This is a genomic window from Flavobacterium sp. AC267, assembly GCF_979258715.1.
The window spans coordinates 428,330-443,795 of record NZ_OZ409875.1; the positions used below are offsets into that span (position 1 = coordinate 428,330).

The following is a 15,466-nucleotide window of genomic DNA, read 5'->3' on the forward strand; positions in this document are numbered from 1 at the left end:
CTGTTTACGTCTTTTTTAATCTCACCAGTCTGCATCAAAAAACGCATTTCGTTTGGCTTCTCTGGCTTTTACTCCTTCTTCAATACTTCTTACTTTACCTTCTTGGTATTTTAAAGCATATGCTTTTTGAATATATTCTAAACTGCTTTTCGGATTGTTTAAAAGTTCAAAACTAGACGCGATATTGATATAACAAGCCCACAAAGCCGCTTTTTGTCCTTTATCCTTTTCATCTAATTCTTTTGAGTATTGCTCCATTTTTAGAATAAAATCGGTAAAAACCTTTTTCTTGTTTAGAAAATTTTCATAATTCTTTAAACGTGTTTCATCCTGAAAACGTTTTGATTCGTCTTTTATTACTAAACTATTTTTTTCGATAAATTCTCCGTTTGAAGCAATAAGGGCATCATCTAAAATTGGTTCTGCCTTTCCTTTAGACCATTGTTCAAGAACATCAACATCTTGGTTTAATTTAAGAAAAATTGGGTTTTTATCTTCCTTAGAAATTCTTGAAAAATAATAACTGTCTTGATAATATTCAATATCAACCCAAGAAACCAATCTCACTCTTGTATTTTGTTGAATATTTTTAACCAATTGATTATAAAGTAAATCCCTGTCAATATTTGCAGTTAAGTAATTAACCATTTCGCCTCTGGTTTTACCAGCAACCTTAAAACCTTCAAAACTACCCGAAACATTTGTCTGCTCTTTAACGTTAAATGATTTTTCCATCACTACTTCCTTGCTCAGACTGTTTATTATTTTGTAAACGGCATCATATCTATAAAATATCTCATATGAAAACGGAAGTTCATTAGTCGTTGTTTCTTTAATATTCGCTGTGTAAGCAATATTTTTTATGGAAACATCTAAAATAAAATGATCTTTAGATTCAGCATCTCTTTGTGTATAACCCAATTCCATTATAGTTGGAATATGATGTCCTTTAAGATCTGGTTCGGTATCCGTACCAATGATAGATCTCAGTAAATCTTTTTCTTTAAAAAACTCATTATAAGATAATGGCGGACGAGTTCCTTTTTTTTCTCCATCGATAAATACAGTTATTAAATCTGGAGAAAGATGTAATTTAACTCCGTAACTATAATATCCCGCTGGAATGTAATTTTCTGGAAAAGCATAATTGTAAAAACTTAAAACCTGAGATTTGTATGACTGTGCGACCATTTTCATATTGAAAGAAACAAAGAATAAGGAAACTAAAAGAATAGTAATTTTTCTTTTCATAGAGTAGATTTATTTGATTTGGGTTAAAAACAGTAATCTTAATTACGGATTCGTAGATGAAACTTCTAATACCTTTCCGTTAAAATATTTATTTCCATTCAATGTAAAATCATAAATATAAGTCGCCATTCCTTCTGCAGAAATTGGAGCTTGATATCCTGGGAAAGCTTCATGCAAAGCATTTCAGTCTGAACAGAACCTAAAGCCAATACATTAAACGAAATACCTTGTTCTTTATATTCTTCTGCTAATAACTCGGTCAAAGTAATTACAGCACCTTTACTTGAGCTGTAAGTCGCAAGTCCTGCAAATTTAAGACTCCCGCGAACGCCTCCAATTGAACTGATCGTAACAACATGACTGCCGCTTTGTAAATACGGAAGACAAATTCTGGTAAGATTTGCAACTGCAAAAACATTCACTTTGTAAATACTTTCAAAATCAGCCTGCGTAGTTTCTGCAAAAGGTTTTAAAAGTAAAGCGCCTGCATTATGTACAACTGCATCAACTTTTTTCCATGTTGAAGAAAGAAAATGATCTACTTCTTCCAAAGCTTTTTCATCTGCTAAATCAATTGATAAACAAGTTACATTTGGGTGTTCCAAAAGTATTTTAGGTGTTTTTCTTGAAATGGCTAAAACCTGATTTCCTGCATTTGCAAATTGCGGCACAAGCTCATAACCTATTCCTCTACTCGTTCCGGTAACAATAATATTTTTCATGAAGCAAAAATAATCAAATGCAGTAAAACGACCTCTTATTTATTCATGGTAATTTCTTGTGTCGGCGTAACTGCAATTTTTGTTACTGCTGGTAATAAATCTTGGGTGAATGAAGTAATATGTGGAATATCCATTAGTTTGAACTCATCTGAAACATGGTGATAGAAATCAAAATTCTCAAAATCAAAAGTACTTAAGGATTGACATGGTTTACCAAAAGCTTCAAAGAATGAATAATTATCAGATCTGTAAAACAATTTATATTCTGCTTCTTTTGGTAAAAATCCAATTGTATTTTTTCCTGTGTATTCGTTTATTTTTGATGCCATATTCGATTTGTCAAAACCTGTAATATACGCTAGATACTCTCTTTTCATTGGCACACCGATCATTTCGATATTTAATTGCGTGTAAAGATTAAAATCTTCTTTTTTTAATTTCTGAACTAAACTTTTTGAACCTAAGAGTCCTTTTTCTTCTCCTGCAAAAAATACAATTAGTATACTTCTTTTGTTTGCTTTAGTTGAACTGAAATATTTTGCCATTGTCGCTACAGAAGTAACACCAGAAGCATCGTCATTGGCACCATTATTTATTTTATCAGCTTGTTCTTTTTTCTCAACACCAATATGGTCATAATGCGCGCTTAAAACGACAAATTCTTTTTTTAGTTCAGGATCTGTTCCTTCTATTACTCCAACAATATTAAAAGCGGGAGTTTTAAAGTTGGTCAAAGTATCACGATACGTTTTGAAGTAAGGCTTGACATTGTTTTTCTTTAGAAAATCTTCTAAAAAAACAGTCGCTTTTTCAATTCCCTTAGTTCCCGTTTCACGTCCTTCCAATTCATCTGAAGAAAGATATTTTAAGAAATCTGAAATTTCAGTTTCACTAACTTTATAATTAACTACAATTGGTTTTGAATTGGATTGAGCATCTTTATCGCTTGTAGTTGTGGTGCTTGATTTACATGCTAAGAAAATAAAAGGAAGCAAAAAGTATAGTTTTTTCATAATGGCTGGTGTTTGATTTTAAATTGAGTGACAACAAAATGTCGCTTAAAAGTATAAACTTATGAAAAGTAATAGAATATTCATAAAAAAACCCTTTCAAACTACAAAGCTGAAAGGGTTTTGAATATAATTTAGTAAAAAACTATCCTGCAATAACTGATCTCGAAATTACAATTTTTTGAATTTCTGAAGTTCCTTCGTAAATCTGAGTGATTTTTGCATCACGCATCATACGCTCTACGTGGTATTCTTTTACATATCCATTTCCACCATGAATTTGAACTGCTTCTACCGCAGTATCCATTGCAACCTGTGAAGCGAATAGTTTTGCCATTGCGTCGCTTACGTCGTAATTTTTATGCTGATCTTTATCCCAAAGTCGCTTTCATACACAAATGACGTCTCGCTTCGATATTAACAGCCATATCTGCCAATTTAAAAGCAATTGCTTGGTGGTTACAAATCTCTGTTCCAAATGCTTTACGTTCTCTAGAATATTTCAAAGCCAATTCATAAGCTCCAGAAGCAATTCCTAACGCTTGAGAAGCAATACCAATTCTACCACCGGCAAGAGTTTTCATGGCAAATTTAAATCCGAAACCATCTTCACCGATTCTGTTTTCTTTTGGAACTTTTACATCAGAAAACATTAGAGAGTGCGTATCAGATCCACGAATTCCCATTTTTTGTTCTTTTGGACCAACAGAGAAACCTGGCATATCTTTAGTCATAATCAAAGCATTGATACCTTTATGCTTTAATTCAGGATGCGTTTGTGCAATTACTAAATAAACCGAAGCGGTATTTCCGTTCGTAATCCAGTTTTTAGTTCCATTTACAACATAATGGTCACCCATATCAATTGCAGTAGTTTTTTGAGAAGTTGCATCACTTCCTGCTTCAGGCTCGCTCAAACAGAATGCACCGTGAATTTCTCCAGAAGCCAGACCTGGTAAATATTTTTGTTTTTGTTCTTCAGTTCCATATTCTTGTAATCCCCAGCAAACTAGAGAATTGTTTACAGACATTACAACAGAAGCAGATGCGTCTACTTTAGAAATTTCTTCCATTGCAATAACATAAGAAATAGTATCCAAACCGCTTCCACCATATTTAGGATCAACCATCATTCCCATAAACCCTAATTCTCCCATTTTCTTTACTTGCTCTGTTGGAAAAATTTGTTTTTCGTCGCGTTCAATAACTCCTGGCAGTAATTCATTTTGAGCAAAATCTCTTGTCGCCTGCTGAATCATTAAATGTTCTTCGGTAAGATTAAAATCCATAGTAATTTACTTTAATTGTTTTTTCAACCAAAAAATTGTTTAGTTGATAGTTTGTTAGTTTAGTTTTTTGTGTTTTTCGGGGCCTTAATTTTTAAGTCAAAGGCTTTCAAAGATACTTTTTAAAAGTCAGTTTTACAATGCATGCATATAAAATTAATAGATCAACAAAGATTACGATAACGTTTTCGTTATAATTCAGATTTTCGTCTAAATCAACATTAATCTTGCAGCAAAATTTCTAAATTTTAAGAATCTAATTTTATCTTTTCTGAGCGTTAAAAACTAAAAAAGCATCGAAAATTTTCAATCTCAACATTAAACAAATCTTAAATTGCGTAAAACTACGTAAAACAACTCTTACTAATTTGATTTTTAATACAATAGAAAAATTAGTTGTAAAATTTTCAAGAAAAAAACATACTGTAAATGAGCTAAATATTGATAATTTAACATTATTTTTACACAAAAAATAAATAATTGATAGAACATGAAAAAGATTTTACTATTACTTACACTCCTTTTAAGCTTACAATTTTCGACCGTTTCGGCGCAGACTCAAATCGATGTTAATGGCGTAACAGTTCCTAGAAAAATAGAATTTCAAGGCAAAACTTTACAACTTAATGGAGCTGGCGGAAGATCAAAAATGTGGTTAGAAGTTTATGTGCAAGCATTATATTTATCTCAACTAAGTCAAGACCCACAATTTATTATCGACAGCGATACAGAAATGGCTATTAGAATCGAAATCACCTCTTCAATGGTTTCTTCTAATAAATTAACTAAGGCCATGAATGCTGGTTTTGAAAAATCTGCGGGAGACAATCTTGGAGAATTACGTCCTAGAATTGAAACCTTTAAAAGCTATTTGAGCGATGCAATTACAGAAAAAGATGTATTTATATTAGCTTACAATCCGTTGGACCAAACGATAAATGTTTTTAAAAAATGAGGTTTTAAAAGGAAAAATCCAGGGATTTGATTTCAAAAAAGCTTTATTTGGAATCTGGCTTTCTAACAAACCTGTAGATGAAACTTTAAAAAAGAATTTATTAGGAATGTAATTTTCTAAAACATCATACAATTACAAAGCCGAAAGCAATTTGTTTTCGGCTTTCTTTTTTTGTTTTATATATTTGACTCGGAATACATTATTCGCATTATTCTATTTTATACATTTACGCAAAATAAACATATCACAACAAAATGAAAGATTTATTACAACAATTTGAAAACAAGTCACCTGAAATTGTTTTCAATTGGAAAGATTCAGAAACAGAAGCCGAAGGGTGGACTGTTATTAATTCACTTCGTGGAGGAGTCGCGGGTGGAGGAACAAGAATGAGAAAAGGTCTAGACATGAATGAAGTTTTGTCTTTGGCTAAAACTATGGAAGTTAAATTCTCTGTTTCCGGCCCTGCAATTGGCGGTGCTAAATCTGGAATAAATTTTGACCCCAACGATCCTCGCAAAAAAGGTGTTTTGCGGCGTTGGTACAAAGCGGTTTCTCCTTTATTGAAAAGTTATTACGGAACTGGAGGAGATTTAAATGTTGATGAAATCCATGAAGTAATTCCAATGACAGAAGAATGCGGTGTTTGGCATCCGCAGGAAGGTGTTTTCAACGGACATTTTAAACCAACAGAAGCTGATAAAATCAACAGAATTGGTCAATTGCGTCAAGGTGTAATTAAGGTAATCGAAAATCCAAAATTCTCACCAGATGTAACAAGAAAATATACAGTAGCAGATATGATTACTGGTTTTGGTGTTGCAGAAGCAGTTCGTCATTTTTATGCAACTTATGGCGGTGATATAAAAGGTAAAAAAGCAATCGTTCAAGGTTTTGGAAATGTAGGTTCTGTTTGCGACTTTTTATTTAGCTGAAATGGGAGCGAAAGTTATCGGAATTATTGATCGTGACGGAGGATTAATTAAAGAAGATGGTTTTTCTTTTGAGGAAATCAGAACTTTATTCCTAAATAAAGATGGAAATAAATTGGTTGCCGAAAATATGATTCCGTTTGAAGAAATTAATTCTAAAATCTGGACAATTGGCGCAGAAATTTTCACGCCTTGTGTTCGCTTCAAGATTGGTTACTCATGCTCAAATTGACAGTTTAATTGCAAACGGACTGGAAGTTATTTCTTGTGGTGCGAATGTTCCTTTTGCTGATAAAGAAATCTTCTTCGGTTCGATCATGGAAGAAGTAGATCATAAAGTAAGTTTAATTCCTGATTTTATTTCAAACTGCGGAATGGCGAGAGTTTTTGCTTATTTCATGGAGAAAAAAGTACAAATGACCGATGAGGCGATCTTTAACGATACTTCAGAAATTATAAAAAATGCGATTGTAAAAGCTCACGCTTTGAATTCGTCTAAAACAAATATTAGTGCAACAGCTTTCGAAATTGCATTGAAACAATTAGTATAATTTTATTTTATACTTTTATTACAAACGAGCCGAATTACTATTTGGCTCGTTTTTTTGTTTTAACTGCAAGGAGCGCTAATTTATTTCTCGCAAAGGCGCAGAGGCGCAAAGTTTTTCTTTTTTGAATTCCTTTGTGACTTTGTGACTTTGTGACTTTGCGAGATTTAAAAAACAACCAACTTTGCGCACCTTGCGTAAACCTTTGCTCGCTTTGCGGTTAAACAACAAGCAGATTTTTAACGCTAAGTGCGCTAAGTTATTTTAATTTGGAGCGTAAGCAATATCTAGATATTAAGTTCGCAAAGCTTTGTCTAGATCAAGCTTTGTAAACTTTAATCTAAAGATTTACTCAATTTAACAGATAAAAAAACTTTGCGTTTCTTTGCGTAAAACTTAGCGTGCTTTGTGTTATAATTAATTTTTAAAAATGCTTAGTAAACTTTGCGGTTAAACACAAGCAGATTTTTAACGCTAAGTACGCTAAGTTACTTTAATTCAGAGCGCAAGCAAGATCTAAATATTAAGTTCGCAAAGCTTTGTCTAGATCAAGCTTTCTGAACTTTAATCTAAAGATTTACTACAATTAACAGATAAAAACTTTGCGTTTCTTTGCGTAAAACTTAGCTTGCTTTGTGTTATAATTAATTTTTAAAAATGCTTAGCGAACTTTGCGGTTAAATCTTCTTCGACACTTTCATTCTAAACAATTTTTAGTACTTTTAAACGTTTTTAAATAATACATTTCAAAATTCAGAATCAAAATGAGTTCCACTATTTCTTCAGATCAAAAGAAATCATTACTACTCACCACAGCTATATATGCGGTAATAATTTTATTGCTTTTTTTTATACGTTTTTGGCCTCCCTATAATCCAGAAAACAATGTTGCACTTGCTGACGGTGGCGGTGGCGGTGGCGGCGTAACCGTAAATTTTGGTGACAGCGATGTAGGTTCTGGAGCCAATTATAAAAGTGAAGTTCTGGATGTAAAAAACAATGCAAAACAAGCGCCTGCAAAATCGACTCCTGAAGAGGAAGCGATTGTTACTCAAGAAAATGCTGTCGCTGATAAAACTGACGTTGTAATTCCGACAAAAGAAAAACCAAAGAAACCTGTTCCGGTTGAAAAACCAATTACAAAACCTGCTCCTGAAAAACCTAAAGTTTCTAATTCAACCAACGATGCATTGGCGAGTATTATGAAAGGTTCTAATAAAGGCGGCGATGGTGATGATAAAGCATCTGGAAATAAAGGAAAAGCAAACGGAAGCTTAAACTCTAACGGATATTACGGTTCTGGAGGCTCCGGCGGAGGAACTGGCGGCGGTAACGGAACTGGAAATGGTATTGGTACCGGAAGCAGCTACGGAGCGGGAACCGGAGGAGGTTCTGGCGACGGATCGGGTTATTCTTTAAATGGCCGAAAAGCATTGTCTAAACCTGCACCAAAATATACTTGCAATGAAGAAGGAAAAGTGGTTGTGGAAGTTACCGTTGATCAAAACGGAAAAACGATAAGCGCTACGGCTGGAGTAAAAGGAACAACCAATACAGCTAGTTGTTTATTGGAACAAGCTAAGATTGCTTGCAATGAATACGAAATGGTCGGCAGATGCGAATGTCGCTGCTAAACAAGTTGGGAAAATTATTTATAATTTTAGTTTGGATTAAAACACAGATTTCACGGATTTACACAAATTATAATTAACATAAAAAAGGCTTTCTGAAAAAATTCAGAAAGCCTTTTTTATTTTCATCCAGTTTGTCATTTCGACCGAAGGGAGAAATCACACGCGGGATTCGACAAAGATTGGAGAAAAACTTTGCAGAGTTTCTTGTGTGATTTCTCCCTTCGGTCGAAATGACAAGATTGTGGAAAACTGAAAGTGACACTGCAAACTAAAACTAAAACTGAGACTCAAAACTGAAAACTGAGACTGAAAACTGAGACTGAAAACTGAGACTGAGACTGAGACTAAAAACTGCTCACGCGTGAGGGATAGAAGCTAGCTACCGAAGTAGCGCGTATAGCCCGACCGCAATAAAAAAATGGGCGAATCAACGTTATGCTGATTGGCCCATTTTTTTATTGTGGTCACGCCCTAATAATTATTCTTATTTTGGAGTTGTTGCGATTACAAATTTCAAGTTGTTCTTTACTCCTATCTGCAAAACATCGACAAGGTCTTGAACCTGTAAATTAAACGGAATTCTAACTACAACTGTCTGCTCTTTGTCTGCGCCAATTTTATTCATTAAAGTAGCTTCTAATTCTTCAAAAGGAACAGGCTGTTTGTCGATATAGAATTGCTTGTCTTCTGTAACTGATAAACTAATTAATTGCTTATTGGTTTTTTCATTAGATTTCGCTTTTGGCAATGTCATCTTAATAACATTCGGATTTGCCAGCGTTGAGATAATTAAGAAAAACAACAACAGGAAAAACATAATGTCGCTCAAAGATGAAGTCGCTACTTCGGCGTGAAATCTTCTTTTTCTTTTAATAGACATATCTTACGCTCTTTGAATTATATTGACAAATTCTAAAATCTGTTTCTGGATTTTTAAAGCAAAATCATCAATCTTTCCGTTTAATAAGTGATATGCGCTGTATGCGATAATACCCACAATTAATCCAGAACCAGAACTAATCATTTTTTCATATAAACCTCCAGAGATGTTTCCGATACTAATATTTTCTGTAACTGAGATGCTGTAGAAAATTTTAATTACCCCAGAAATAGTTCCAATAAAACCTAAAGTTGGCGCAATACCTGCGATAAGTCCAAGATGACCTAAATGTCTTTCCATTTCGCCAATTTCGATATCTGCTGCGCGATCCATATTTGATTCTATTTCGGCAATTGGTCTTCCGATTACTAAAACGCCTTCTTTTAAGATATTTCCAGCGACAGTATTACTTCTTTCAACAATTGTTCTTGCTAATTCAATATTTCCAGAATGTAATTTATCTCCAACATCCTGCATTAATCTGCCGTCAATTTTTGAAGCTCGGCTGATGTACATATAGCGTTCAAAGATTAGGTAAATAGTGTAAAACAATAAAATCGCAATTGGAATAAGGAAGACTCCACCTTTCATAATAAAGCCAAACATTGAAATTTCATTCTCTGGAGCTATCTTTTCGATAACTACATTTGAAGCCTGTGCGATCGTATCTGTTTGTAATTGAATAAAACTAAACATATATTAATTCTGGTTTTTAATAATTAATTCTAAAAAATATTTGAAATTTGCAATAAAGATAATTTTCGCTGTAATATTAAACTACAAAAATCGAAATTTATTTCAATCGACAACTATTTTATCCAAAATAAATGAACTATCAAGATACTACCGAGTGGATGTTTAATCAACTCCCAATGTACCAATTGCAAGGTGCTTCAGCATACAAAGAAGATTTAACCAATATTAAATTATTGGCTACTCATCTTGGCAATCCTCAAAGTGAGTCGCAATCCATTCATGTTGCGGGAACAAACGGAAAAGGATCTACGTCGCATATGTTATCTTCTGTTTTACAGGAAGCAGGTTACAAGGTTGGATTGTATACTTCTCCGCACTTAAAAGATTTTAGGGAAAGGATTAAAATTGATGGAAAAGAAATCTCGGAAGATTTTGTTTGCGAATTTATAGCAAAACACAAATCGTTTTTTGAAGCAAATGATATGAGTTTCTTCGAAATGTCTGTTGGTTTGGCTTTTGATTATTTTGTCGCTGAAAAAGTTGACATTGCAATTATCGAAGTCGGCCTTGGCGGAAGGCTTGATGCGACAAATATTATTACGCCTTTGGTTTCTGTCATTACCAATATCGGTTTAGACCACACGCAGTTTTTAGGAAATACATTGGAGGCAATTGCAGGAGAAAAAGCTGGAATTATAAAACCAAATATTCCTGTTGTTATTGGCGAATATACCGAAGAAACAAAACCTGTATTTTTGGCTAAAGCCGAAGAAAATGAAGCGCCAATTTCTTTTGCTTCCGATTTAATTGGAGAAATTTATTTATCAGACTTACTTGGAGATTATCAATTTCATAATAAGAAAACAGTTCAGCAGACTATTTCCATTCTTAACAATCAAACCGATTTTAAAATTTCGACTGAACAATTAAAAGAAGGTTTATTGCATGTTGTAAAAAATACTGGACTACAAGGAAGATGGCAAAGAATTGGGCGAAAATCCGAAAATTATCTGCGATACAGCACACAACAAACACGGATTAGAAGTTGTAATGAATCAGCTTCAAAAAGAAGAATTTGAACAACTGCATATTGTTCTTGGTGTTGTGAATGATAAAGATCTGGATTCAATTTTACCATTATTCCCAAAAAATGCACATTATTATTTCTGCAGTCCAAATTCTTCAAGGGGTTTGCCTGCAGAAATTTTAAAAAATGCGACTGAAAAATTCAGTTTGAATGGAGAAAAATACGATTCTGTTGCAATCGCTTTCGCGGAAGCAAAGAAAAAATGCCTCGGAAAAAGATTTTATTTATGTTGGCGGAAGTACTTTTGTAGTTGCCGAACTGCCTTTGAACTAAAATATACTTTTGATATACATAAAACTTTAAAAAAATCATTTTAATAACAAATTCATAAACAGCGAGATATAAATTATTTTAAAAAAAGTTTTATTTTTTCTTCAAATTTCTTTGCAGAACTCGAAAACAAGCGTATATTTGCACTCGCAATCACAAACGATAGCAACCTAGTAAAATAGGGCGATTAGCTCAGCTGGTTCAGAGCACCTCGTTTACACCGAGGGGGTCGGGGGTTCGAACCCCTCATCGCCCACCAAGAAACTCCTTAAGAAATTAAGGAGTTTTTTTATGTTCTATTATTTATTTAAAAAATTCATCAAAAGTTTCTTTTTTAGATTTTTGATACTTTTCAATATACGCATCTAAAAAACCACTTTGTTTTAAAAACTGCATTGGATCTTTTATATTTAGTATTTCATCAATTGCTTTTTGTTTGTCTTTCTGTTTATTAAAATACGCTTCTGTTATTTTATAACCAATCCAGTATCCTAAATCATTTGGCCTGCCATCTTTTTTAGAAGTTCCATATAACCAATCCTGGTAATCTGTATTTTTTAATTTTGCTACAAATTCCAGACATAATTTGTCTAGGTTTTGTCGCCTGTATTTATATGAGGGCTGATTTATTGATTCTCCTGAAATAAGTTCGCCTACAAAATCTGCACCTCCTTCTAGTAAACACCATTTCAACAACATGTCTTTACCAGTTATTTTTTGTTGATAGTGAATAAGCTCATGTGCGATTAAGCCTGAAACTCCATCTAAATTTTGAAGCATTTCGGTTCCTATAATAATTCCATCAGGAGCAGAAGTTCCTCCCGAATTAAATCTTCCATAAACAAAATAAATTGGTGGGAATTTTGCATTTGGATACCAATATTTTAAAGCAATGTAAATTGCTCTTACTCTCTTTTCCTTTGAAGAAATACCATCCAAAACATTTCTTGAACGTTCATAATCTGCTTTTCTTTTCTTTACCACAGCAAAAAGAGAATCAGCATTAATTATCCTATTTTCAGTAAATCCTTTAACGCCCGGAGAACCTTTTTGCATATATTCAACAAATGGATTTTGTTTTGATTGGTCCATTTTGTCAAATGCTTCCCAAAAAATTTTTGAATCTTTTGTTTCAAAAACTGCATCCAAAGGATCCTCCGAGAAATTATTTTGCCCAAAAAGGAAATTAGAAAAAACAATAAAAAGTGTTGTGCAAATTAGGTTTAGCCTCATATCTAATATTTTTTTAAGCAAGTTTTCACATAATATCATATGACTCGGTTATAGTCGAGCAATCCGTTTACTTTCTCGAAGTGAATATAGGAATATTTTTACTACAATTTATTTAACTTTTTAAGCCTATTTAAATAATTATTATTTCTATTTCATCTTAATCCCCCATTCACAGAGCTTAGAACTTCTTAAACACTCAAATAATTTTTTACTATATTTGAACCTAAAGATTGACTTATTTTCAACATACAATATATTATATATCTGTGCATTGGCTACTATTTAATCGATCTTTATTGAACCCAAATCTTAAAAATGAAACAAAAACTAGTTACTCTTTTATTTGCATTTAGTATTATAAATATGTTTGGGCAAACACCCGCCATTAAAACTAATTATTCTAATAAAGCTTTAACCGCAAGCGACATGGTAACTAACAAAGCCATGAAACCTGTAAAAAAAGTTACATTAGACGATGCATCAATCCTAATTCACGATTATGACGGTTCCCTTTTTTCATTTGATTTAGAAACCGAAACAATTGGCTGGACGGTAAAAGCTACAGATTCTTACACTGAAATGTGCGCCAATAAACTAACAATATCTGATGGTGTGATATATGTCCCGTTTATTAACGGTGAAATTTTTGCAATCAATAATGAAACTGGTGAATTTTTCTGGAAATCAAGGTTAGGTACTATTACAGATCAGATCGTCCTAAAAGATCAAACTCCAGTTGTCTATAATGGAAAACTTTATATTACGGCTCAAAATCAAAATCAAGGCAGTAATTTATACGCTTTAGATATAAAAGATGGCAGTTTATCATGGAACTATAAACTAGATGCAAGCAAACAACGACATTCCTTTGCTTGTTTTTGACAACAAAATTTTTACCCAAAGCGGATCAAATGTCTACAGTTTTGATGCCAATACAGGAAAACTTCTCAACCAAAAAAACTTTGAAGAAGCTATGAGTGGAAAACCGGTAACAGATGGCGAAAATATATTTATAGCCAATGACAAGGATGTTCTTTTTGCTTTAAGTCCTAATAAACTAGATGTTTTATGGCAATTTAAATTAGATGAAAACCAGTACAACATCAAGGAACGTATATTTTGCAAAGACAACAAACTTTATTTTGCTACACACGGAACAAACGTTACATCGCTATATGCTGTTGATTCAAAAACCGGAACGAAGATCTGGAAAACCGATTTTAAAGATGATAATATCGAATACATAACGAGAGAGAATGAGAATGTTTGGGGATATACCAAGAAGGCAAAACTTTTTGAATTAGACTTAACTAATGGTGAAATTGCTTTCGAAACAAAATTAACAACTCTACCAGTTTCAAATATTGAATTTCCAAATGATGATAACTTGCTTTACTATTATTGTGATGCTGGTTTAATTCAATTTGATTTGAATGAAAAAGACGAGAATGTTTATTATATGCGAACTTCACTTATGGAAAATATTTATAGCGCTTATTTAAAAATAATTCGATAAAAAAAACAATTCTTATTGACTGAATTTTATTTTCAATTGATGAATTGTAAGAATGTTCAAATCATAGTATTTCAAAATTTAAAGTCAATACAAATCTCTAAAAAACAAAACTCCATTATAATAATGGAGTTTTGTTTTTTAGAGTCTTCAGATTTTCTGTTTGGCAATTTTTTCCTTTCGCTTATTAGTCAAATATTTTCTCAAAGGAATATCATAAATTACCATCACAAAATAGGCAAATCCAACCAGCAAAATAACAGCTGTTACTACAATAAAAATCAACTGCGTTGTATCTGGTTTAAAGTTGCTGTAATAATTCCCAAACATCCATAAAAAGGCATAATGAGTCATATATAACGGATAGGAGATTTTTCCAGAAAACACACAAATTTTTTCTTGTCCAGTTTTTAGTATTGCTCCTGCTCCTAAAGCTATAAGTAGAGGGAAATAAAATAACACTATCAATGGTTCTGTCAGCCAATTCCATTCTGAAAAAGGCATTATAAAAGCCAAAAGTAATAATATGGCTATGCCCGAAAATCCAAGTTTATTTTTAATAATCCAGTTACAACGATAAATAAGTAGCCCTATTAAAAAAGAATAAGATATTCTCGCGCAACCGTCCCAAAAAGTCGGTCCACTCCAGCCACCTAATAAATTACCCGAATTATAAGCCACAAAACAAATAGCCCCAGCAGAAAGGATAGTGAGCAAAAACAAATAACTGCGACGAATTCTATATAGTATAAGCGCGTAAGCAATATTGGCTATATATTCCCAAAAAAGTGACCACGCAGGAGCATTAAAGCTAAATAAGTTAAAACCACGATCTGCTATTACAGGCAAGGGTATCAAAAATATCGAACATAAAAAAGTTAGAATAATTTTTCCTGTACTGTATAATTCCAAATGACCGCCAAATGGATCAAATAAAAATGCTAGTAGACCTAAAATTGATCCTGCTATTACCAATGGATGTAATCTGATAATTCTGGATACAAAAAAATTAAAAATTCCCATTTTTGCAATCCGATCATCGTAAGCGTATCCAATAACAAAACCAGAAAGACAAAAGAAAAAATCGACAGCCAAAAAACCGTGCCCGATAAAATTCTTACTGGGATCAGTGTAAACCCATTCCATAAAATGAAACACCACAACAGCAAATGCGACAATGCCTCTTAATCCGTCAAGTATTTCAAAATGTTTTTTTGTCTGCAGGATGGTCGTGTTGGTTTTGATTGTATTCATTAATATAATATTCTTTCCGATTAGTTATAACTAAGTCAGCACTTAGTCAAGCTCTCGCAAGTTCTACAAATTTAAATTTAAATCAAAATCAGATTCAGGAAGTTAACTCTACTTGTACTTAAACTAAAAACTTGAAATTTCACATTTAAAGACCTTTCATTGTTTTTTCATTCGATGCCGTTTCCTTACTTTTGT

The 15,466-nt window shown here is 32.9% G+C and carries 11 protein-coding genes, 1 tRNA gene and 4 pseudogenes; 8 read left to right on the top strand and 8 right to left on the bottom strand.

Translation table 11 applies throughout. The features are described from left to right. Positions 1 to 21 precede the first annotated feature (21 nt). From ACZZ95_RS02370 to ACZZ95_RS02385, 4 genes and pseudogenes are all read right to left on the bottom strand, one after another. Positions 22 to 1,251: a hypothetical protein gene (locus tag ACZZ95_RS02370; RefSeq protein ID WP_463467873.1), complete on the bottom strand. Its 1,230-nt coding sequence runs from the start codon at positions 1,249 to 1,251 to the stop codon at positions 22 to 24. Positions 1,252 to 1,293: 42 nt separating this feature from the next. Further along, positions 1,294 to 1,973 (bottom strand): annotated as a pseudogene (locus tag ACZZ95_RS02375) (SDR family NAD(P)-dependent oxidoreductase). 35 nt (positions 1,974 to 2,008) lie between these two features. Then, the gene (locus tag ACZZ95_RS02380; RefSeq protein ID WP_463467874.1) at positions 2,009 to 2,986 is read right to left on the bottom strand and encodes a M28 family peptidase; all 978 of its coding nucleotides are present in this window, start codon (positions 2,984 to 2,986) and stop codon (positions 2,009 to 2,011) included. A gap of 142 nt (positions 2,987 to 3,128) precedes the next feature. Then, a pseudogene (locus ACZZ95_RS02385) lies at positions 3,129 to 4,272 on the bottom strand (acyl-CoA dehydrogenase). Between the two features lie 487 nt (positions 4,273 to 4,759). Between ACZZ95_RS02385 and ACZZ95_RS02390 the strand changes: the two are divergent. The 4 genes and pseudogenes from ACZZ95_RS02390 (at position 4,760) to ACZZ95_RS02405 (ending at position 8,338) form a co-directional block, all read left to right on the top strand. Beyond that, positions 4,760 to 5,224 carry a chalcone isomerase family protein gene (locus ACZZ95_RS02390; RefSeq protein WP_463467875.1) on the top strand — a complete coding sequence of 155 codons (465 nt, stop codon included), beginning with the start codon at positions 4,760 to 4,762 and terminating at the stop codon, positions 5,222 to 5,224. Next, the gene (locus tag ACZZ95_RS02395; protein ID WP_463467876.1) at positions 5,208 to 5,336 is read left to right on the top strand and encodes a chalcone isomerase family protein; all 129 of its coding nucleotides are present in this window, start codon (positions 5,208 to 5,210) and stop codon (positions 5,334 to 5,336) included. Before ACZZ95_RS02390 ends, ACZZ95_RS02395 begins: the two co-directional genes overlap by 17 nt. 142 nt (positions 5,337 to 5,478) lie before the next feature. Then, positions 5,479 to 6,707, top strand: a pseudogene (locus ACZZ95_RS02400) (Glu/Leu/Phe/Val dehydrogenase dimerization domain-containing protein). 761 nt (positions 6,708 to 7,468) lie between these two features. Continuing rightward, the gene (locus tag ACZZ95_RS02405) at positions 7,469 to 8,338 is read left to right on the top strand and encodes an energy transducer TonB (protein WP_463467877.1); all 870 of its coding nucleotides are present in this window, start codon (positions 7,469 to 7,471) and stop codon (positions 8,336 to 8,338) included. Positions 8,339 to 8,822: 484 nt separating this feature from the next. On the opposite strand, the gene ACZZ95_RS02410 is transcribed toward ACZZ95_RS02405, so the two are convergent. Next, on the bottom strand, positions 8,823 to 9,218 hold the full coding sequence (locus tag ACZZ95_RS02410) for an ExbD/TolR family protein (protein WP_095952419.1): 396 nt from the start codon (positions 9,216 to 9,218) through the stop codon (positions 8,823 to 8,825). Between the two features lie 3 nt (positions 9,219 to 9,221). Continuing rightward, on the bottom strand, positions 9,222 to 9,914 hold the full coding sequence (locus tag ACZZ95_RS02415; RefSeq protein ID WP_463467878.1) for a MotA/TolQ/ExbB proton channel family protein: 693 nt from the start codon (positions 9,912 to 9,914) through the stop codon (positions 9,222 to 9,224). A gap of 131 nt (positions 9,915 to 10,045) precedes the next feature. Here ACZZ95_RS02415 and ACZZ95_RS02420 point away from each other — a divergent pair. Continuing rightward, positions 10,046 to 11,274, top strand: a pseudogene (locus ACZZ95_RS02420) (bifunctional folylpolyglutamate synthase/dihydrofolate synthase). Between the two features lie 178 nt (positions 11,275 to 11,452). Next, positions 11,453 to 11,530, top strand: a tRNA-Val gene (locus ACZZ95_RS02425). 44 nt (positions 11,531 to 11,574) lie between these two features. On the opposite strand, the gene ACZZ95_RS02430 is transcribed toward ACZZ95_RS02425, so the two are convergent. Further along, positions 11,575 to 12,504 (bottom strand): DUF2268 domain-containing putative Zn-dependent protease, encoded by a 930-nt coding sequence (locus ACZZ95_RS02430; RefSeq protein ID WP_463467879.1) that lies wholly within the window; start codon positions 12,502 to 12,504, stop codon positions 11,575 to 11,577. 315 nt (positions 12,505 to 12,819) lie between these two features. Between ACZZ95_RS02430 and ACZZ95_RS02435 the strand changes: the two genes are divergently transcribed. After that, on the top strand, positions 12,820 to 13,386 hold the full coding sequence (locus ACZZ95_RS02435; RefSeq protein WP_463467880.1) for an outer membrane protein assembly factor BamB family protein: 567 nt from the start codon (positions 12,820 to 12,822) through the stop codon (positions 13,384 to 13,386). Beyond that, a complete protein-coding gene (locus tag ACZZ95_RS02440; RefSeq protein WP_463467881.1) occupies positions 13,349 to 14,020 on the top strand; it encodes an outer membrane protein assembly factor BamB family protein in 672 nt (223 codons plus the stop codon). Before ACZZ95_RS02435 ends, ACZZ95_RS02440 begins: the two co-directional genes overlap by 38 nt. Positions 14,021 to 14,167: 147 nt before the next feature. On the opposite strand, the gene ACZZ95_RS02445 is transcribed toward ACZZ95_RS02440, so the two are convergent. Next, complete coding sequence (locus tag ACZZ95_RS02445) at positions 14,168 to 15,271, bottom strand: acyltransferase family protein (RefSeq protein WP_463467882.1); 1,104 nt, start codon at positions 15,269 to 15,271, stop codon at positions 14,168 to 14,170. Positions 15,272 to 15,466 lie beyond the last annotated feature (195 nt).